The sequence below is a fragment of the Streptomyces sp. NPDC046303 genome, assembly GCF_055588085.1.
Map to the genome: position 1 here is coordinate 32,220 of NZ_JBVJFA010000042.1, position 20,121 is coordinate 52,340.

At 72.2% G+C, this 20,121-nt stretch carries 18 protein-coding genes; 7 read left to right on the plus strand and 11 right to left on the minus strand.

Going from position 1 to position 20,121, the window contains the following annotated elements; genetic code table 11:
- Positions 1-70: 70 nt before the first annotated feature.
- From ACZ6I1_RS30810 to ACZ6I1_RS30835, 6 genes are all read right to left on the minus strand, one after another.
- Entirely contained in the window at positions 71-499 is a 429-nt protein-coding gene (locus ACZ6I1_RS30810; protein ID WP_469292182.1) for an ATP-binding protein, read from the minus strand.
- Positions 500-653: 154 nt separating this feature from the next.
- Positions 654-1,088 carry a (deoxy)nucleoside triphosphate pyrophosphohydrolase gene (locus ACZ6I1_RS30815; protein ID WP_469292183.1) on the minus strand — a complete coding sequence of 145 codons (435 nt, stop codon included), beginning with the start codon at positions 1,086-1,088 and terminating at the stop codon, positions 654-656.
- Positions 1,089-1,116: 28 nt separating this feature from the next.
- A complete protein-coding gene (locus ACZ6I1_RS30820) occupies positions 1,117-1,302 on the minus strand; it encodes an SPOR domain-containing protein (protein ID WP_469292184.1) in 186 nt (61 codons plus the stop codon).
- A 368-nt stretch (positions 1,303-1,670) separates the two neighbouring features.
- Positions 1,671-2,423, minus strand: a complete 753-nt coding sequence (locus ACZ6I1_RS30825; protein ID WP_469292185.1) for a GntR family transcriptional regulator — start codon at positions 2,421-2,423, stop codon at positions 1,671-1,673.
- Positions 2,424-2,560: 137 nt separating this feature from the next.
- Positions 2,561-3,727: a DUF4190 domain-containing protein gene (locus tag ACZ6I1_RS30830; protein ID WP_469292186.1), complete on the minus strand. Its 1,167-nt coding sequence runs from the start codon at positions 3,725-3,727 to the stop codon at positions 2,561-2,563.
- A 138-nt stretch (positions 3,728-3,865) separates the two neighbouring features.
- Entirely contained in the window at positions 3,866-5,437 is a 1,572-nt protein-coding gene (locus tag ACZ6I1_RS30835; RefSeq protein ID WP_469292187.1) for a S8 family peptidase, read from the minus strand.
- Between the two features lie 224 nt (positions 5,438-5,661).
- Between ACZ6I1_RS30835 and ACZ6I1_RS30840 the strand changes: the two genes are divergently transcribed.
- The 3 genes from ACZ6I1_RS30840 to ACZ6I1_RS30850 all read left to right on the plus strand — a co-directional run bounded on the left by ACZ6I1_RS30840 (position 5,662) and on the right by ACZ6I1_RS30850 (position 8,660).
- Positions 5,662-6,759 carry a pyridoxal-phosphate dependent enzyme gene (locus ACZ6I1_RS30840; RefSeq protein ID WP_469292188.1) on the plus strand — a complete coding sequence of 366 codons (1,098 nt, stop codon included), beginning with the start codon at positions 5,662-5,664 and terminating at the stop codon, positions 6,757-6,759.
- A 133-nt stretch (positions 6,760-6,892) separates the two neighbouring features.
- A complete protein-coding gene (locus ACZ6I1_RS30845) occupies positions 6,893-7,711 on the plus strand; it encodes an isocitrate lyase/PEP mutase family protein (RefSeq protein ID WP_469292189.1) in 819 nt (272 codons plus the stop codon).
- 13 nt (positions 7,712-7,724) lie between these two features.
- Positions 7,725-8,660, plus strand: a complete 936-nt coding sequence (locus ACZ6I1_RS30850; RefSeq protein ID WP_469292190.1) for an EamA family transporter — start codon at positions 7,725-7,727, stop codon at positions 8,658-8,660.
- 35 nt (positions 8,661-8,695) lie between these two features.
- Here ACZ6I1_RS30850 and ACZ6I1_RS30855 read toward each other — a convergent pair whose 3' ends face one another.
- The 4 genes from ACZ6I1_RS30855 to ACZ6I1_RS30870 all read right to left on the minus strand — a co-directional run bounded on the left by ACZ6I1_RS30855 (position 8,696) and on the right by ACZ6I1_RS30870 (position 12,521).
- On the minus strand, positions 8,696-9,493 hold the full coding sequence (locus tag ACZ6I1_RS30855; RefSeq protein WP_469292191.1) for a trypsin-like serine peptidase: 798 nt from the start codon (positions 9,491-9,493) through the stop codon (positions 8,696-8,698).
- Positions 9,490-10,617, minus strand: coding sequence for an alpha/beta hydrolase (locus ACZ6I1_RS30860; RefSeq protein WP_469292192.1), 1,128 nt, complete (start codon positions 10,615-10,617; stop codon positions 9,490-9,492). The genes ACZ6I1_RS30855 and ACZ6I1_RS30860 overlap by 4 nt, the downstream gene beginning before the upstream one ends.
- Positions 10,618-10,753: 136 nt before the next feature.
- On the minus strand, positions 10,754-11,851 hold the full coding sequence (locus tag ACZ6I1_RS30865) for an alpha/beta hydrolase (RefSeq protein WP_469292193.1): 1,098 nt from the start codon (positions 11,849-11,851) through the stop codon (positions 10,754-10,756).
- Between the two features lie 232 nt (positions 11,852-12,083).
- Positions 12,084-12,521: a MarR family winged helix-turn-helix transcriptional regulator gene (locus tag ACZ6I1_RS30870; RefSeq protein ID WP_469292194.1), complete on the minus strand. Its 438-nt coding sequence runs from the start codon at positions 12,519-12,521 to the stop codon at positions 12,084-12,086.
- An 82-nt stretch (positions 12,522-12,603) separates the two neighbouring features.
- Here ACZ6I1_RS30870 and ACZ6I1_RS30875 point away from each other — a divergent pair, with 82 nt between their 5' ends.
- The 4 genes from ACZ6I1_RS30875 (at position 12,604) to ACZ6I1_RS30890 (ending at position 15,711) form a co-directional block, all read left to right on the plus strand.
- Positions 12,604-13,605: an SMP-30/gluconolactonase/LRE family protein gene (locus tag ACZ6I1_RS30875; protein WP_469292195.1), complete on the plus strand. Its 1,002-nt coding sequence runs from the start codon at positions 12,604-12,606 to the stop codon at positions 13,603-13,605.
- 61 nt (positions 13,606-13,666) lie between these two features.
- On the plus strand, positions 13,667-14,449 hold the full coding sequence (locus ACZ6I1_RS30880; RefSeq protein ID WP_469292196.1) for an SDR family oxidoreductase: 783 nt from the start codon (positions 13,667-13,669) through the stop codon (positions 14,447-14,449).
- Positions 14,450-14,528: 79 nt separating this feature from the next.
- Positions 14,529-15,170, plus strand: a complete 642-nt coding sequence (locus ACZ6I1_RS30885; protein ID WP_469292197.1) for a HEAT repeat domain-containing protein — start codon at positions 14,529-14,531, stop codon at positions 15,168-15,170.
- Positions 15,163-15,711, plus strand: a complete 549-nt coding sequence (locus ACZ6I1_RS30890) for a Uma2 family endonuclease (RefSeq protein ID WP_469292201.1) — start codon at positions 15,163-15,165, stop codon at positions 15,709-15,711. The genes ACZ6I1_RS30885 and ACZ6I1_RS30890 overlap by 8 nt, the downstream gene beginning before the upstream one ends.
- Positions 15,712-15,765: 54 nt before the next feature.
- Here ACZ6I1_RS30890 and ACZ6I1_RS30895 read toward each other — a convergent pair.
- Positions 15,766-20,121, minus strand: a 4,356-nt coding sequence (locus tag ACZ6I1_RS30895; protein ID WP_469292198.1) for an SDR family NAD(P)-dependent oxidoreductase, incomplete at its 5' end; no start/stop codon positions are given.

Here is a 20,121-nt window from a genome sequence, read left to right on the forward strand (position 1 = left end):
GTTCACGATCACAAAAAGGTCCCGTTAGTTTCGAGCCACCTCGTGTGATGGTCGGCCACCCGTCACCTTGTTACTCACCAGGAAGAGCCAACTCGAACCACACAGTCTTGCCCGACTTCCCGTGGCGGGTCCCCCAGCGCTGCGAGGAGACGGCGACGAGATGCAGCCCCCGGCCGCCTTCGTCGTCGGGACGGGCGACCCTTTCGAGGGGCGGATCCGGAAGCGGATCGGAAACTTCCACGAGGAGCGCGGCGCCGCCGAGGGGGCTTTCGGCGGCCGGATTCCGCCGTACCAGGCGGACCCCGATGGGGCCGGACGCGTACCGCAGGGAGTTGGTGACGAGCTCGCTGACCAGCAGGACGGTCACATCGCCGACGGAATCGAGGCCCCAGGCCCGGAGGGTGCCGCGGACGGCGTGGCGGGCGGTTCGGACGGCACCGGGCTCGGCGGGGAAAGCCCACTCGGCGCATTCACCGTCTGTGTCGATCACGCCGATCACTTCCCGGGCCGGCAGCGACCCCAGTCCGGTTCGTCGGGGACGAAAGGGGGACGAGATTGGGACTAATAGCGACATACCCGATATTCGAGGCGTCGTACCACTCGATCCCTCACGCACCGGCGCACTGTGGCGCAGACGGCCTAGAGGGGGCGCGTCACGCGCCCCCGGGCGCCCCGTCGTGCAGCTGCGGGCGCCGCCCGGCGCGCAGCCGGCGCCCGGCCTCGGCGACCGCGGGCCGGTCCTGGTCGAGCCAGTCCACCGACTCCAGCTCCTCCGGCGCCAGCCAGCGCAGTTCGTCGTGGTCCTCCAGCGGTGCCGGTTCGCCGGAGAGCAGGCGGGCGGTCCACACGTGCAGGACGAGGCCGGGCTTCAGCGGCCACTCCCCCGGGATCCGCTCCAGCGGTTCGGTCTCGACGCCGAGCTCCTCGCGCAGTTCGCGCACCAGCGCCTCGGGGACGGACTCGCCCGGCTCGGCCTTGCCGCCCGGCAGTTCCCAGCGTCCGGCCAGCTCCGGGGGCGCGCTGCGACGGGCGGCCAGCAGGCGGCCCTCATGACAAAGGGCTCCGCCCACGACCACTCGTACCGTCATGGGCGGAGCCTATGCCAAGGCCGGATGCTCAGTTCATCGTGGCGGTCTGGCCGATCCGCTCGACCCAGTAGAGCTGCTTGTGGCCGCTGCCGTCGAGGCTGTCGGCGACCTTCTGGGCCTCGGCCCGGGTGGCGTACCGGCCCACCCGGTAGCGGTTGCCGTTGTCGTCCTGACGTATGACCAGCCACGGGAGCAGGGCACCGCTGTCGTTCATCGCGTTTCACCCTCCGCCGACGTACCTGCCCGGGAAACCGCATTGCGCATATGCCCGAGCTTACGCCCGGACTTTACGGAGCGGATACGGTTTTTCACGAAGAGGTACCCCGCGGCGTACGCATTCGGCCATGCGTACGAGTGCGCCGTTCGCGCCGGTTCAGGACCGGCGTACGGCGCCGCGGTGTGATGCCCTGTCACCTCTGGTGCACGGCCGCGCGGTTGCGTGCCGGCCGCCGCCCGGGGGCCGGTCGATCCGGCGGACAACGTCGGCCGGATCCGGCCCCGTCCGGGGGTCGTCCCGGACGGGGTCCCCGTCTCGAGCCGCGGCGGCGACGGCCACGGCGGCAGCGGCAGCGGGCCGCCGCGTCAGCGCACCGGCAAGTGGTACGACAGGCGGTAGCGGTCCGCCGGGACGACCACGTCGGCCGTTTCCACCGCGCGGCCCGAGGCGTAGTACGTGCGGCCGATGACGAGCACCACGTGCCCCGGCACTCCGCCGAGGAGGAAGATCTCCTCCGCCAGGCCCGGTCTCGCGCCGACCTCCTCGACCACGTTGTCCACGACGACGTCGATCGCGGCCATCCGGTCGACCACCCCGGAGCCGCCCAGCGGGCCCTCCTCCGGCAGCATCACCGGGGTCCGGCCCGTCACGGCGAGCGGCTCCCACGAGGTCGACAGCATCATCGCCTCGCCCGCGTCGCGGAACACGTACCGCGTGCGCATCACCCGCTCGCCCGGCTCGATGCCGAGCCGCTTGGCGATCTCCGCCGGGGCGGCCGTCTGTTCGCTGTTCGACTCCCAGGTGCCGCGTGCGCCCGACTCCGCCTGTTCCTGCCGGAAGGGGGTCGAGGTGCCGCCCGTGCGGTAGCCGGAGCGGGCGACCCGCCGCGGTACCGGCTGCTCCCGTACGTACGTACCCGATCCGGAACGGCCCTCGACCAGTCCCTCCGCCATGAGGACCTTGCGCGCCTCCAGCGCCACGGTGTCGGAGACCCCGTACTCCTCGCGGATGCGGGCCTGCGAGGGGAGCCGGGCGTGCGGGGGCAGGGAACCGTCGACGATCTTGCGCCGCAGATCCCCGGCCACGCGCAGGTAGGCCGGCTGCTCACCGAAAGTCACTGGCCACTCCCATCAGGTTGACAGACAGCTACACCCTGGCAACCGACGGTTGAAGACCGCAAGCAAGGGCCAGAGTTTCACCCGAAGTGATGAAGCCAGGTCACTCAAACCCGTTACCGCGCGTTACGCGGACGACGTCAGGCCGGCTGCGCCGAAGGACCCCGGCCGGGCTCGCCCCCTGGGGCCGCCGGGGACTCCGTCAGCCACTCCGGAACCTCCGTCGAAAGCCCGTACGCGCCGCGCAGCGCCTTCTCCGTCTCCACCGACATCGCGCCCAGCGCGCGCTCCCACTGCCGGTCGAACTCGGCCGCCGTCTTGGCCTGGGAGGTCTTCTGCCAGGCCGCGCGGGCCGCCTGGATCTCCTTAAGCTGCGCCTGGACCGCCTTCTCCATCCCCGGCCGGGCCTTGTCGGCCTCCAGGGCCTTCGCCTCGTCGCCGAGCGCCGCGTACACCGTGCGCGCCCACGCCTGGTGCTCCGGGAGGGTGTCCTCCAGCTCCCCCTCCGGCGGCCTGCCGAGGACGAACTCGACCTCGTTGGCCACCCGCAGGAAGGCCGCCTGCTCGGGCGTGAGCGATCCGGCGTCCTGGCGCAGGCTGCCCCGCCGCTCCTCCTCGGTCGTACCGATCACGCACACCAGCCGCCGGTCCCCCTGGCGCCAGGACTGGCGCGAGGGCGCGAAGTAGAACATCTCCGCGTAGGCGGGCAGCGCCCAGGTGTCCATCGCGTACGCGTCCTGCGCCCTCCAGCACTCGTCCTCGGACACCCGGTCCGCCTCGGCCGACTCCGGGGCGCCCTCCAGGTCCACCAGCTTGGAGGCGGTCACCTCTCCGTGGTGCGGCTGCGCGCAGTCGATCGTGTACGTCAGGGGCCGGTCGGCCAGCAGGTCGCCGCCCGGGACGTTGAAGCAGTCGCCCGCCCTGAGGTCGTCGAGGTCCTTGAGATCACCTTCGACGTCGGCGAACTCGCCCATGGCGTCCATCCGGTCGCGGACGGCCGCGGCGACCCGGTCCACCGTGAACACCATGACGCCCGTCATGAGCACCGACACCGCCAGGCCCACGATCGCGAGCGCCTTGCCCCGCTGCCGCTGCTTGGCGATCTGTACGAGGGCCACGATGCCGAAGACGATGCCCAGCGGCGGCAGGCACAGCAGCCCGACCAGCAGCGAGGCGAGCGCGAAGCCGTTGAGCCCCTGCTCCGGACGCGGCTGCCCGTAGCCGGGGGGCGGTCCCCATCCCGGCTGCGGGGAGGGCGGCGGCCAGGAGTGGCCCGGTCCGGGGGGAGGGCTCGGCGGGGTGCTCACGGGCGGGGACTCCATCACAGGGGGCGCGAACGGATGCGCGAATAGTACGCAGCGGGGGCGACCGCCCTATCGGTCGCCCCCGCCTGTTCATCGCGGCTCAGCGCGTGCGTTCAGTCCCTGTACGCCGGTCCCGGCGTCTCAGAACTGGAGCGCCCAGGAGTCGATCTTCCCGGTGTCGATGTTCGCGTTGTCGTTCACCCGGAGCTTCCAGACGCCGTTGGCCACCTCGGAGGAGGCGTTGACCGTGAACGTCTGGATGATGTTGTCGGCGCTGCCGCCCGCGCGGTTGTGCAGGGTGTAGACGGTGCCGTCGGGGGCGACGAGGTCGACCTTCAGGTCACCGATGTAGGTGTGCTTGATGTCGACCGGCACGCTCAGGGTCGCCGGGGCGTTGCCGGAGACTCCGCTGACGGTGACCGGCGATTCGACGGTCGAGTTGTCGTTGATCGCGTAGTCGGCGGTGTTCTCGAACCGCGGGCCGGGCGGGACGGTGCCGCCGGCGCCCACGTTCAGCAGGCGGTTCGGGGAACCGGTGCCGGGGCTGGTCACCACGTTCGGGGTCGACGCGCTCACCAGGCCGTCGCGGACCTGGACCGGGGTGCTGGCCGGGTTCTGCGACAGGTAGAGGGCAGCGGCGCCCGCGACGTGCGGCGAGGCCATCGAGGTGCCGGAGATGGTGTTGGTGGCGGAGTCGCCCGTGGCCCACGCGGAGGTGATGGAGGAGCCCGGCGCGAAGATGTCCAGGATGGAGCCGTAGTTGGAGTAGCTGGCCTTCGCGTCGCTGCTGGTCGTGGCGCCGACCGTGATGGCCTCGGCGACGCGCGCCGGGGACTTGGTGGAGGCGTCGGTGGACTCGTTGCCCGCCGCGACGGCGTAGGTGATGCCGGAGGCTATGGAGTTGCGTACGGCGGTGTCGAGCGCGGAGTCCGCGCCGCCGCCGAGCGACATGTTGGCCACGGCCGGCTTGACGGCGTTCCGGGTCACCCAGTCGATGCCGGCGACGACCTGGGCGGTCGTGCCCGAGCCCTGGTTGTTGAGCACGCGGACGCCGACGATCTTGACCTTCTTGGCCACGCCGTACGCGCCGCCGCCGACGGTACCGGCGACGTGCGTGCCGTGGCCGTGGCCGTCCTGGGCGGTGTTGTCGTTGTCGATCGCGTCGTAGCCGTCGGATGCCCGGCCGCCGAAGTCCGTGTGCGTCTTGCGGACGCCGGTGTCGATGATGTAGGCGGTGACACCCTCACCGGCCTTGTCCGGGTAGGTGTAGCTCTGGTTCAGCGGGAGCGCCCGCTGGTCGATGCGGTCCAGACCCCAGGACGGCGGGTTGGGCTGGGTGGCGTCGACGGTGAAGACCCGGTTCTGCACGACCGACTTGACCGCCGGGTCGGCGGCCAGCTTCCTGGCCTGCGCCTCGGAGACCTCGATGGAGTAGCCGTTGAGGGCGGCGCTGTAGGTGCGGTCGATCTTCGCGCCGTACCGCTTGGCGACGGCCTTGCCGCTGTCCGCGGTGGAGCGGGCTGCGGAGTCGTGCAGGGTCACGATGTAGCTGCCGGGGACGGCTCCGGCGACGCCGGCGTTCTCGATGACGCCCTGCGGGCCGTTGTCGGCGGCCGAGGCGGGCAGCGCCGCGGCCGTGCCGAGCGCGAGGGCCACGACGGCGGTCGCACTGATGCCGGCGAGCTTCCGGCGGGTGTGACGCATCACGGACATGTGAGGGGTCCTCCTCATAAGTGGTGCGCTGCGGGGGGTGAGGCGGAGCCGTGCGTTCCGGCGCACGGGCACGTGGGATAGCCATGCCCATGACAATTCATTCGGTGCGACGGGCTGCCGCCTCCGAAAGATTGACGCACCCTCACCAGCTCCCACAAGAGGCCGGAACGACGCGTAACATCCGTGCCACACACCCGCCATGATCGAGCAAAGGCGCCTCGCACGTGACGCACGCACTCCCCGGATACCTCTGTCCCGAGGACGGTACGCGCGCGGACGTCCGGACCGCCCCCTGGTGCTGCCCGGTCTGCGCCGGCCCCTGGGACCTCGACTTCACACCGGATCCGGCCAGCTCCCTGGAACCGTCCGCCGGGCCGAACTCGCTGTGGCGGTACGCTGCCGCGCTGCCGCTGCCGGGGGCGTTCTCCGTGTCGCTGGCGGAGGGCAACACTCCGATGGTGCCGCTGGCGGAGCGGGTTCACGCCAAACTCGACTACCTGATGCCGACCCTGTCGTTCAAGGACCGGGGCGCGGTGATGCTCGCGGAGGTGGCCCGGCGGCTCGCCCCGCGGAGGGTGGTGGCGGACAGCAGCGGCAACGCGGGGGCCGCGGTGGCGGCGTACTGCGCACGGGCCGGGCTGAGTTGTGAAGTTTTCGTGCCCGAGGGCACCTCGGAGCGCAAGACCGGCCGGATCCGGGCCCACGGGGCGGCCGTCCGGGTGGTGCCGGGCGGGCGCGAGGCGGCGGCGGAGGCGGCCCGGGCCGCGGCGGACGAGCCGGGGGTGTTCTACGCGAGCCACGTCTTCAACCCGTACTTCCTGCACGGCACGAAGACGTACGTGTACGAGATCTGGGAGGCCATGTCGGGCCGGCTGCCGGACGCGCTGGTGGTCCCGGTGGGCAACGGCACCCTGCTGCTGGGGGCCGCGCTGGCCGTGGAGGAGCTGGCCCGGCGCGGAGTGCGTCCGCCGGCGCTGATCGCCGTCCAGGCGGAGGCGGTGGCTCCGCTGGCGTCGGCCTTCGCCGCCGGGGCGCAGGAGGCGGAGCCGGTCGCGCAGCTGCCGACCCTGGCCGAGGGGATCGCGATCCCCTCGCCGCCGAGGGGCCGGCAGATCCTGGCGGCGGTCCGCAGGTCGGGCGGCACGTTCCTGACGGTTCCGGACGACCGCCTGTGCGAGGCCCGTGCCGACCTGGCCCGCCGCGGCCTGTCCGTGGAGCCGACGGCGGCGGCGTGCTGGGCGGCGGTCGGCCCGCTGTCCCCGGACGACCCCTTGCAGGGCCGCACGGCGGTGCTGCCCTTGTGCGGCGCGGGCCCGAAGTAACCTGCGGCGCCGCCTCCTGGGGCTCCGCCCCATGTGGGCTGATGCCGGGCGGAGCCCCCGCAACGGCGCGCCACCCGCCCTACACGTCGGAAAACCGCGAGCCCGGGGCCGCAGGGTCTGCTGAACTGGCCCCATGACCAGCAACCTTGACCTCGCAGCCCGCGCCAAGGCCTTCGCGGCCCTGCACACACCGGCGCAGCCCCTGGCCCTCGCCAACGCCTGGGACGTCGCCTCCGCCCGCCTCGTCGAGGCGGCCGGCGCACCGGCCGTCGCGACGACCAGCGCCGGCGTCGCCTGGTCCCTGGGGTCGCCCGACGGCGACGCCCTCGCCCGCGACCGCGCGCTCGACCTCATCGCCCGCGTGGCCGGCGCCGTCTCCGTCCCGGTCACCGCCGACATCGAGGGCGGCTTCGGCGCCGACCCCGCCGCCGTCGCGCGGACCGTCACCGGGGTGCTCGCCGCCGGCGCGGTCGGCATCAACATCGAGGACGGCTCCCGCACCCCCGCCGAGCACGCCGAGCGCCTGGCCGCCGCCCGCTCCGCCGCCGACTCCGCCGGGGTCCCGCTCTACGTCAACGCGCGCGTCGACACGTACCTGCGGGGCCTCGGCGACCCCGCCACCCGCCTCGACGAGACCCTGGCCCGCGCCGCCGCCTACCTCGGCGCCGGAGCGACCGGCATCTTCGTGCCCGGCGTCACCGACCCCGCCACCGTCGCGGAGCTCGCCAAGGGCATCGACGCCCCGCTCAACATCCTCGTCGGCCCCGGCGCCCCCTCCGTCGCCGAGCTCGGCGCCCTCGGCGTGTCCCGGGTCAGCCTCGGATCCTGGGTGGCCGGGGCCGCGTACGCCGTGGTCCGCCGCGCCACCGAGGAGCTGATGTCCGGGGGCACGTACGGATCCCTCGCGGACTCCCTGCCGTACGGCGAGCTGAACGGCCTGCTGCACGACTGAGAGGATCCCTGTCATGCGCACAAAGTCCCCGGCGGAGAGCCGGTCCACGACCGCACCGCCCCGCAAGACCACCGGCGCGGTCTGGACGGCCCTCGTCCTGGTGTACGTCGTCTGGGGCTCGACCTACCTCGGGATCCGGATCGTCGTCGAGACCATGCCGCCGTTCCTCTCCGCCGGGGCCCGCTTCATCACCGCCGGCCTGCTGCTGGCCGGCGCCGTGGCCTGGCGGTCCGGCCCGGCCGCGCTCCGGGCCACCCGCGCGCAGCTCGGTTCGGCCGTGCTGGTCGGCCTGCTGCTGATCCTCGGCGGCAACGGCCTGGTCGTCCTCGCCGAGACCACGGTGCCCTCCGGGCTCGCCGCCCTGCTGGTGGCGGCCGTGCCGATGTGGGTGGTGCTGCTGCGCGCGGGCAGCGGGGACCGGCCGCCGCTGCGGACCCTGGCCGGAGTGCTGGTGGGCCTCGCCGGGCTCGCGGTGCTGACCAGCCCGGGGCTCAGCGGCGCGGTGCAGCTGTCGGGGGTGCTGCTGGTGGTGGCCGCGTCGGTGCTGTGGTCGCTGGGCTCGTTCTCCGGGTCGAAGCTGAGCCTTCCGGAGAATCCTTTCACCGGGAGTGCCTACCAGATGCTCGCGGGCGGGCTCGGCGGAGTGGTCGTCGGCCTGCTGCGCGGCGAGCACCGCGGCCTCGACCCGGCGGCGTATTCCACCGCCTCCTGGCTGGCCCTCGGCTACCTGATCGTCTTCGGCTCGCTCGTCGGGTTCACCGCGTACGCCTGGCTGCTGCGCAAGGCGCCGCTGTCGCTGGTGTCCACGTACGCGTACGTCAATCCGGTGGTGGCCGTGGCGCTCGGCGCGCTGATCCTGGGCGAGGCCCTGACCTGGCCGATCGTGCTCGGCGGCACGATCGTCGTGGCGGCGGTGGGCGTGATCGTCAGCACGGAGCGCAGGAAGTAGCGGGCAGCGGCCCCACCCGGGCGGCCCGGCCCCTCTCAGCCGCGCGCGGCCCGCTCGTACAGCGCCTTCGCGTGCTCGTCGAACAGGGCGGCCGTGGAGTCCACGTCCGTGTCCCCGCCGCTCAGCACCCCGATCAGCCGGCCGGGACGCTCCGGTCCGCCCCGGTCGGCGATCCAGGGACTGCCGCTGGTTCCCGTCCAGAACCCGGCGCAGCTGATGTACAGCATGTCCGGGTCGTCATCGTCGTGGCGGGTCTGCGTCGTGCAGGAGACGGGCTTGTTCTGCGGGTTGTGCTCGGACTGCGGGTATCCGATGACGGTCACGTCCCGCTCGTACCCCGAGGTCCAGTCGGGTTTGGGGGTCTCGGCGCTGCCGCCGACGGCCTCCTGGACGCTGCGCCCGTCGTCGTCCGGCGCGATGGTCAGGAAGGCGAAGTCGGCGGTGTCCTCGCCCCACTTCGTCCAGCGGTCGTCGACGTGGATCGAGCGGACCTTCCACGTGCCCAGGGGCCGGCTGCCGTCGCCCTCGCCGGAGAAGGCGGGGGCGAAGGCGAGCTCGCCGATGGCCAGGCCGTCGTGGGCGACCTCGCCCGGCTGCCCGTCCTCGCCGGCCGGGGCCACGCAGTGCGCGGCGGTCGCGACGACGTTGCCGCGGGGGCTGTCGACCACGCTCGCCGTGCACCAGTGCTCGCCGTTGGCCATGAGCACGCCGACGGTGGGGAAGGGCTGCACCGGCAGCTCGACGGGCGACTTCAGGAACACCACGGCGCACATCGCCGCGATCCCCGCCGCCACGGCCGCGACCGCCGAGGCGCCCTTCACCACCGGGCTCACCGCACGCCGGGCTCGGGTGTCGGCGCCGCCATCACCTTGCTGATCCACGCCAGTGCGCCCTCCCGCATCCCGCGTACGTACGACTTCCCGTTGTGCTCACCATCCTGGATCACCTGCAGTGCGGTGTGCACGGGACCCTTGCCGTAATCCTTCATGAACTGCTCGGCCTTCTCGCGGCCGGTCTCCGCGGTGCCGATCTGGAAGTTGATGTAGACGTCGGGGCCGCCCGCGCCGATCAGCTTCTGGGCGAGCTTCTCGGGGTTGTTCTCGTCCATGGCCTGCGTGTTCCCGTTCCACAGCGGGGAATCGGGGACGATGTCGACCCCGCTGGCGATGGCCGCCTTGAAGCGGTCGGGGTACTTCAGGACGTGCTTGAAGGCGCCGAATCCGCCCGCGGAGGAGCCCATGAAGGCCCACCCGTCACGGGAGGTGAAGGTCCGGAAATTGGCCTTCGTGAAATCCGGGACGTCTTCGACCATCCAGGTGCCCATCTTGGGCTGGCCGGGGATGTCCGAGGCGTCGAAGTGGTGCTTGGTGTCGGCGTTGTGCACCGGCATGATCAGGATGAAGGGCAGGCTCGTACCGGCCTTCGCGCCGTCGCTCACGGCCTTCTGGAGGCCGAGGCCCGGGCCCGTCCCCCAGTAGTTCGTGGGGTAGCCGCGGCCGCCGGGCAGGGAGATCAGGACGGGGAAGGCGCTCTTGGCGTACTTCGGGTCGTCGTACTCCTTGGGCACCCACACCCACACGTCGCCCGTGAACCCGGACTTCGGGCCGGTGAGCGTGGTGCGGGCGATCTGGGTGCCGTCGGGCAGCCGGTTGGTGCGGATGAACTCGGCCTTCGGGCCGGTGGGCATGCGGACGCCCGGACGGGTGTCGGAGGCCGCGGTGGCCTTGTCCTTGCCCGTCCCCTTGCCCGCCTCCTTGCCCGTCTCCTTGGCCTCGACCTTCCCGAAGGAGACCGGCTCCCCTATGTCCGAGAAGAGCCCGTACTTGTACGCCGCGGCGCCGCCCCCGGCGGCGAGGGTGAGCGCGAGGCCACCGCTGATCAGAAGCAGGCGCAGGCGCTTGGGACGACGGCCGCCCCCGGTCGTGGGGCTGCCGTCGCCTTGCTGGTCATGCTGCACGGATTTGTCCCGTTCCTTCTCCGGCGCTCACGTGGGAGCGCGGGCCGGACCGATCGGTCCCCCTTACACCCCTTACAGAGGTATGAACGACGGGATGGGTTGCCTGGGACGGATGTGACGTGCCGCGGGGATGCCGTCAGGCCGCGTCGGGCTTCGGGGCCTTGAGCACCTTGCTGATCCACTCCAGGGAGCCCTCCTTCATGCCCCGGACGTAGTGCCAGCCGTTGTGCTCGCCGTTCTGGATGTCGCGGATGGTCGTCTTGACGGGGCCCTTGCCGTACGTCTGCACGAACGCCGTCATCCGCTCCTTCCCGCTCTCCTTGGTGCCGATCTGGAAGTTGATGTAGACCTCGGGCCCGTTGGTGTCGATCAGCTTGCGCGCGAGCTTCTCCGGGTTGTTCGCGTCCATCTCCGCCTGGTGGCCCTTCCAGAGCGGGGAGTCGGGGACGATCTCGCCGCCGCTGGCGATGACGGCCTTGAACTTGTCCGGGTGCTGCAGCACGGTCTTCATGCCGACGAAGGCACCCGAGGAGGAGCCCATGAAGGCCCAGCCGTCGCGGGACTTGTACGTGCGGAAGTTGGCCTTGGTGAAGGCCGGGACGTCCTCGGCGATCCAGGTGCCCATCTTGGGCTGGCCGGGAATGTCGGCGCCGTCGTAGTAGTACTTGTTGTCCGGGTTGAGCACCGGCATGATCACGATGAAGGGGAGGCTGGTGCCGGCCCGGACGCCCTCGCTGATGGCCTTCTGCAGGCCGAGGCTGCGGTCGGACCAGTAGTTCGCGGGGAAGCCGTTGCCGCCGGGGAGCGCGATGAGCACCGGGAACCCGCTCTTGGCGTACTTCGGGTCGTCGTACTCCTTGGGCGCCCACACCCATACGTCGCCCTCGAAGCCGGACTTCGCGCCCGCGAGGCGGGTCTTGGCGATGATGGTGCCGTCGTCGAGCTTGGTGGTCTGCTTGAAGTCGGCCTTCGGGCCCGTCGGCATGAGCACGTCCGGGTCGCCGGTGGGCGAGGGCTTGCCGGACGGGGACTTGCCCGCCTGCGGGTCCGCGGCGGCCGAGGGCTGGCTGCCGGTCTTGCCGAAACTCACGGCCTCACCGTTGCCGGAGAACCAGTCGAGCTTCCAGGCGGCGAATCCGCCGCCGCCGAGTAGGAGCGCGAGGGCGGCCACCGCGCTGATCCATATGAGGCGGCGGGAGCGCTTGGGCTCCGGCTGGTACGGGTCGTGGTCCACGAACTTCGCTCCGAACGGTCTTGACTGCCCCCGAGGGCCGGGGGCAGAACGGCTGGGCACGCGGGGCGCGGGGGCATGACCGGGCACGCCGGGCGCGCCGGGCACGGCTGGGCATGACCGGGCACGCTCGGGCACCCGTTAGTCCTGATGCACGAAATCCCAGCACAGTTCCAAATCCGAGCAAAAACCCGTCAGGGAAACCCGGCCGATCCCGCCGCAAAACGGGCGGCGTTCAGCGCTGGCCGTCGAGGACCTCCGCACACCGGCCGAGCAGCCGGATGAGCTGCTCCCGCTCCTCCCCGGTGAACGCGGCGGCCAGCGCCCGCTCCACGCGCACCGCACCGGAGTCGGCCAGCTCGAGCGCCGCGCGTCCCGCGTCCGTCAGGCGGGTCTCCAGCACGTTGCGGTGCCACTCGTGCGGGGTCCGCTCGATGAACCCGCGCTCCTGGAGGTTCTTCAGCACCGTGTTCATGGTCGGCGGGGTGACCCCGCACAGCCGTGCGAGCGCGGCGGCGGAGATGCCGGGCTTCTCGTCCAGCCAGAGCAGCGCGGCGTACTGCGGAACCGTTACTGCGGCCGGCTTGCACGCGGCGTTCTTCGCTGCCAGAAGCGCCTGCTCAGCGCGCTTGATGTGCGAGCCGATGCGCTCCGCGGGGGCCATGGACGTCATGACCGCATCCTACGGCCCGACCCTTGCGGACATTAGAGCTCTCACATACATTCGCCCACACCCGACCAGTAGAGGACACCTGATGAAGCTTCGGGCCACCGCCCTGACCACCACCACCGTGACCACCACCCTGGCCACCGCCCTGGCCGGAGCCCTCACCCTGGGCGCGGCCGCGCCCGCGTCCCCCGCGACGGACGCCCGCATATCCACGGCCTTCTCCATACCCGGCGCGAAGGTCTACCCGGAGGGCATCGCCACGGATGCCCGTACGCGCACCGTCTACGTCGGCTCGTACGCGGACGGCACCGTCTACCGGGCCCGCCCCGGCCGGTCTCAGGCCGAGGTCTTCCTGCCCGCCGGCACCGACGGCCGCCGCACGGCGAACGGACTGCGCGTCGACGCGCAGGGCCGCCTGTGGGTGACGGACTCCACCGCCGGGGTCGCCGTGTACGACACCGCGACCGGGACCCGCCTGGCCCACTTCGAGGTGGCCGGCGACGCGCCCCGCTTCGTCAACGACCTGACGATCACCCCGGACGGCACCGCCTACCTGACGGACAGCATCCGCGGAGCGGTGTACGCGGTGACCCCCGCCCAGCTGGCCGCCGGCAGCGGCCCGCTCACCGAGGCCTACGACCTCGCCCCGGCCCTGCGCCCGCGGCCCGCGGGCGGGTTCAGCCTCAACGGCATCGTCTCGGACCGGGCGGGCCGCTACCTGCTCACCGTCGACATGGTCGGGGGCGACCTCTACCGCGTGGACCTGCGCACCGGCGCCGTCCGCCGCGTCGACCTCGCCGGCGCCGACCTCAAGGCCGCGGACGGCCTCGACCTCTCCCCCGACGGCACCCTGCGCGTGGCGCACAACACGACGAACACGCTGACCCGCTGGCAGCTCACCACGGACGGCACCCGCGCCCGGCTGCTGCACACGCTCACGGACCCGTCCCTGCAGATCCCCACCACCCTCGCCCACACCCGCGGCCGCACCCTGGTGGTCCGCTCCCAGTTCGACAAGGGCGGCCCCATGTCCCCGGGCACCGGCACCCCCACGACGTTCACCGTCGCCTCGGTCCGCGGCCTCTAGTGCCGCTGTGGGCCTCCCCGTACAGTGCGATCACGAGGGTGTTCCGATAAAAGAGGCGGTCGTGGGGGAACTGGACGGCAAGTCCGCACTGGTCACGGGCGGTTCGCGGGGGATCGGGCGTGCGGTCGCCCTGCGGCTCGCCGCCGAGGGGGCGCTGGTCGCGGTCCACTACGGCGGCAACGACGAGGCCGCCGCGGAGACCGTGGCGTCGATCGGCAAGGCCGGCGGCCGGGCGTTCGCGGTGTCGGCCAGGTTCGGCGAGAGTGGTGCGGTGGGCCGGTTGTTCGAGGGGCTCGGGGCCGGGCTCGCGGAACACGGCGCGGACGGCGGCCTGGACATCCTGGTGAACAACGCGGGCATCCACTCGGTCGGTTCGATCGGGCAGCTCACCGAGGAGGAGTTCGAGCGGCTCGTGACGGTCAACCTGAGCACGCCGATCTTCGTGATCCAGCGGGCCCTGCCGCTGCTGCGGGACGGCGGCCGGATCGTCAACATGGGCTCGGCGGCCACCCGCATCGCGAACCCCCTCCAGATCGGCTACACCGCCACCAAGGCGGCACTGGCCGCCCTGAGCCCCTCGCTCGCCAACGAACTGGGCCGGCGCGGGATCACGGTGAACACGGTCGAAGCCGGGGTGGTACTGACCGACATGACCGCCGCGTGGACCGGTGTTCCCGAGGCGATGGCCGGACTCGAGTCGATCACGGCGCTCGGACGGATCGGGCAGCCGGAGGACATCGCGGACGTGGTGGGCTTCCTGGCGGGTCCGCAGGGCCGCTGGGTGACCGGCCAGATCATCGACGCCTCCGGCGGCACCTACCTCGGCCCGATCACGGGCGGCTGACCCTGCGGACGGCCGGGGGCGCCGAGGCAGAGAAATCCGTGGCGCACCGGCCGGACCCGCGCCGCGACCACCGGGCGTCATGACCTCCCGCATCGAGCGACTCGTCCAGCAGCTCGACGGCAAGGCCGACGCGTCCTACGACGCCCTCGCGGAACTGCTCCGGATCGGCTCCGACGCCATCCCCACCATCATCGACGGACTCCCCTCCCTCAGCGGCTTCGGCCGGCTGACCGCCATCGAGGTCTTCCAGGAGGTGGGCGACCCCCGCTGCCGCCCAGCCCTCATCGGGCTGCTGGAGAGCGATAACCCGACCGTCCGCGCGTGGACGGCCACCGCCCTGGCCGGGCTGGAGATCGACGACGCGGTCGAGCCCCTGCGCCGCGCCTACGGCGCCTGCCTGGAGCGGGCCACTCCGCCGGACTGGACCGAGCCCGATGCCCTCCGCTGGGCCCTGACGGAACTCGGCGCCCGCAGCCCCGTCGTCCCCTCCCTGACCGCGAAGCTCCGCACCGATACCGGAGCGGACAGCCCCGGCCGGCCCTCAGCCCACTTCACGGCGATCATGGACGACCTGGCCGACCACTCCCAGCTGCTCCTCCACTCCCAGTTCTGGCGGGTGGACGCCGGATCGACCGCACCGACCTCTACCCGGAGAGGTGAGCCCATGCCGTTCCAGCACCCGAGGAGATCGGCTACCGCTACGTGGTCGAGCGCTGGGTGATCGCCCTGGCCCGCTTCGGCACGCACGCGGACGCCGAGATCTCCGCCACACCGAGCTGATCGATGGAGCCCTCGTCTTCATGATCTCGCCCCAGAGGTGGTGGCACGGCCACCTCGTCACCATGCTCACCGTCGCGCTCATGGAGCAGGTGCCGGCCGACAGCCGAGTCGGCCGCGAGATGACCATCAAGCTCGACCCCCGCAACCGTCCCGAACCGGACCTGCTGGTGATGACGGCCGATTTCGACGGCGACCGCACCTGGTTCGCACCGGAGGACGTCCAGCTCGTCATCGAGGTCGTCTCCCCTGAGTCCGCCCATCGCGATCGCACGGTGAAGCTCCGCAAGTACGCCGAGGCCGGCATCCGGCACTACTGGTGCATCGAGGACGAGGACGGGGCGCCCGTCGTCCACGTCTACGAGCTGGACGAACCCACCGGCGCCTACGCGCCCGCCGGGATCTTCCGGGGCACGCTCCGGCGCCCAGTGCCCTTCGAGATCAGCCTGGACCTCGACAAGCTCACACCGCCCCGCAGCAGCTGACTGCGGAGGCGGACGTGGCGTCCGTCGTCGGGTGACGACGGACGCCACGGGCGCTCATGCGTCGAGCGTGAGCTCGGCGGGCAAGGCCGAGGCCAACAGCTGGGCCATGGCCGCCGGGTTCTCGAGCGGCGCCGAATGCGCGCCCTCGATGCTCCGGGTCACGAACGTGCCCCTGGTCAGTGCGGACCAGCCCTTCATCGTGCCCTCGGGCAGCACCGGGTCGGCCGTGGCCGACACCGCCGTGATCGGGATGTCCAGCGGACCCCTGCGGTCACCGTCCAGCATGAGCTGGTACCGGCTCCACATCGCGGAATCGTTCCGCAGGTTCTCCACGTAGGCGGCGAAGACCTCGTCGCTGGCGAGGATCTCGTCGGGCAGCACCCCCCGGAAGAACTCGATCAGGGTGCCCGGCTCCGCCGTGTCCCACCTCACCGACACCTCCTGGAAGCGCTTGAGCGCCTCCGGCGCCTCGCTGAACGGCGGCAGCGCACAGGCGACGACGAGGGACAGTTCCGGTCCCCCCGCCCTGCTGCCCAGCCGGTGGGCGATCTCCCATGCTCCGCATGCGCCCTGGCTGTGGCCGTACAGGACGGTCGGCACGTCGAGACGGTCGGACATCTCCGCCACGACCCGGTCGACGAGGACGTTCACATCGGTCACCGGTGCTTCCCCACTGCGTCCCTCACGGCCGGGAATCCGGATGCCGAGCAGTTCCACGTCCTCGGGAAGGTGCGGGATGAGCGGGACGTGGGCGGTGGTCGTGCCTCCCATTCCCGCCATGCACAGGATCCGTGCCCGGGGGTGTCGCGCCGGCTTGAGCACCCGCACCAACTGGTCGGGCACGGCCTCGGTGACGGGCTGCCGCCCGGTGAGTTCGTCGACCAGGTGTTCCGCGATGCCCGCACACGTGCCGTACCGGAACAGCGCGTCCGTGGCGAGCGGCAGGCCGCTTCGCCGGGCGAGCCTGGCGCGCAGGCCGACCGCCGTCAGCGAGTCCATCCCGAGCTGCTGCAGAGGCCGTTCGGCGGGGATCTGCGCTACCCCCAGGGCAGCCGCGGCCTCGACGCGGACCAGTTCGAGCACCGTACTGAGCTGTGCGTCCCGCCCCATGCCCGCCAGCCGCGCTTCGAGTCCGCTCTCCCGGCGCTCGCCGGCCATCTCGGCGCGCGCCTCCGGAATCCCCAGCAGCAGCGGACGCCGCCTGGCGACGCAGAACGTGGGGGTGAAGCGTGACCAGTCGACATCGGCCACGCCCAGCGCCACCCGGTCCGTTCCGAGGACCAGGTCCAGTGCGCTCAGTGCCAGGTCCGGGGACATCATCCGCAGACCCCGTGCCCGGAGCTGCTCCTCGACCTCCGCCGTCACCATGCCTCCGTCGGCCCAGCCACCCCAGTGCACCACGGTGGCCGTGCGGCCGCCCGCCACCCGGTGCCGGGCGAGGGCGTCCAGCGCGGCGTTGCCGGCCGCGTAGGTCGTCCCGCCGCCCGCACCCCACAGACCGGCGCCACTGCCATAGAGCAGGAACGCGTCCAGTGGCCGGTCGCCGAGCAGTTCGTGCAGGTGCCAGGCGCCGGACACCTTCGCGGAGAGTTCCTCGGCGGCCTGGGCGCCGTCGAGCTCGGCCAGGAGTGTCATCCCGGCGATGCCCGCGAGGTGCGCGACGACCGTCAGCGGCGGGCCGTCGGCGTCGATCCGGTCGATCAGTTCGGCGACCTGCCTCCTGTCGCCGACGTCGCAGGCCGTCGTCACGATCTCCGCCCCGGTCGCCGCGAGTTCCTCGCGCCACTGTGCGGAGACCTCACCGGAACGGGAGGCGAGTACGACGCGCCGCGTTCCGCGTTCCACCAGCCAGCGGGCGAGTCGCCGGCCGAGGGCTCCCGTGCCACCGGTGATCAGGGCGGTGCCGCTGGTCGTCCACGGCGACCGCGGTGCGGGCGTGGTGCGGCGCAGCCTTCGCACGTACCGGCCGCCGGCGCGCAGGGCGATCTGGTCCTCGTCGTCACCGGCGAGAACGGCGCGGACGAGCTGCCCGGCCCAGTCCGGGTGCGGCTGTTCGGGCAGGTCCGCGGTACCGCCCCAGCCTTCGGGGCGTTCCAGTGCCGCGACCCGGCCCAGTCCGCTGATCAGAGCCTGTTCGGGACGCGTGACCGGGTCGGCTTCGTCCACACCGACAGCGCCCCTGGTGACCAGCCACACCGGAGTCCTCGGGTGACGTGTTCCGAGTTCCTGCAGCAGTCGCAGCGTTCGGAGGAAGCCTTGCCGTGTGCCGTCCTCGTCCAGTGGCGTCAGGATGATCACACCTTGCATCTCCGTCGGCAGGGAGGCCAGGTCCCCCGGATCCGTGCCGGCCCGGTGAGTGCCCGCTCCGGCCTCGCGCAGGGCCGTCACCAGCTCCGCGGCGGGTGACGCGGGGTCTCCGAGGACGGCCCAGACCCCGTCGGCCGGTGCCGGGTCGGGCTCGATGGCCTGCCAGGTCTCCTCGTACAGCCAGTCGGCGATCCCGGCGTGGTCGTCGCGGGCCTCGTGCCAGCGCCGGAGCAACGGCAGCAGGTCCACGACGCTGTCCCTGTGCTGCCCGGACGCGCCGAGCAGTTCGGCGAGCCCGTCCGCCTCGCCCGCACCGACGGCGTCCCAGAAACGCTGGTCGGTCGTCTTGCGGGGAGCGGGTTCCTTCCAGTGGCGCTGCCGCTGGAACGCGTAGCCGGGCAGGCCGACCAGGCGACCGTCGGGGACGGCCGCCGACCAGTCGATCCCGACACCGTGCGCGTGCAGGGCGCCCAGTGTGCGCTGGAGCCGGTCCAGGCCGCCCTGGTCCCGTTCCATGGCCGCCAGGACCACCGCGTCCCGGTGCGCGCCGCCGTCGGCCAGCGGCATTGCCAGCACGGGATGCGGACTGATCTCGACGAACACCGTGTATCCGTCGGCGAGCAGCTCTTGCTGGGCGAGGTCGAGCCGTACGGGTTCGCGCAGGTTCCGGCACCAGTAAGCGGCGTCCAGTTCCTCACCTGCGGCCCGCCGGCCCAGCACCGTGGAGTACAGCGGGATCCCGGTCGGGCGGGGACGCAGCGAGGCGAGCTGGTCCCGGAGGCCGGGCAGCAGCGCGTCCATGTGCGAACTGTGGGATGCGCAGGCGGCGTTCAGCTTGCCGCACCACACGTCCTGGTCGTCCCACCGGTAGAGCAGCTCTTCCACGATCGCGCGGTCTCCTGAGATGACCGTGGATCCGGGTGTGTTCACCACGGCGACCGAGACGGCGTTCCCGTAGGGAGCCAGTGCCGCCTCGACATCGGCGACCGGGAGTTCCACCGTCGCCATCTCACCGCCCGAGGGCAGCGCGGCGAGGGCCGTGCTGCGTTCGGCCACGATCCGGGCGCCCTCCTCCAAGGTCAGGGCGCCGGCGACCACGGCTGCGGGTATCTCGCCCTGGCTGTGTCCGACGACGGCCTGTGCTTCCAGGCCCAGATCCCGCATGGCCGCCGCCAGGCCGAGGTACATGGTGAACAACACCGGCTGGGCGACGTCCAGACGGTCCCACGCGATGCGGTCCTCATCCTGGAGCAGTTCGAGGACCGACCAGCCGGTCCAGGGGCGCAGTGCCTCGTCACAGCGGGCGACCGTGTCGGCGAAGGCCGGGCTTTCGGTGAGCAGCCGCTGCGCCATGCCCGGCCACTGCGAACCCTGGCCGGGGAAGACGAACACGACCTTGCCCGGACGTGCGGTGGCGAGCGTGACCGACGCGTGCGGCTGGTCACGGGCGATGGCGGTCAGTCCTTCGATGACCGTGGACAGATCAGGTCCGGCCACCGATGCGCGTTCGGCGAAGTGCCGGCGGTGCCGGGTGGTGGTCCAGGCGAGGTCGGTGAGGGTGGTGTCGGGGTGTTCGGTGAGCCAGTGGGCCCACTGCCGGGCCTGGTCCCGGAGTGCCTGGGGGGTGCGTCCGGAGACGACCACCGGCGCTGCGGCCCGTGTCCGGGCAGGTGGCGCGGCCGGCTGGGGTGCCTGTTCCAGCACCAGGTGGGCGTTGGTGCCTCCGATGCCGAACGAGGACACTCCGGCGCGCCGGACGCCCGGCCAGGCCCGTGTGTCGTCGCTGATCCGCAAGACCGCCGGATCCAGCCCCAGTTCGGGGTTGACCCGCTGGAAGTTGACCGTGGGTACCAGTTCGCCGTGGTAGACGCACAGTGCCGCCTTGACCAGCCCTGCCAGGCCCGCGGCCACGTCGACGTGGCCGATGTTGGACTTCACCGAGCCGACCGCGCAGGGCTCGTCGCGGTCGGCGGAGAAGACCTCCTGCAGGGCCTGGACCTCGATGGGATCGCCCATGGCGGTGGCGGTGCCGTGGGCTTCGACGTAGCCGATGTCGGCGGAGGACAGCCCGGCGTCCGCGAGGGCGTCGGTGATGACGGTGGC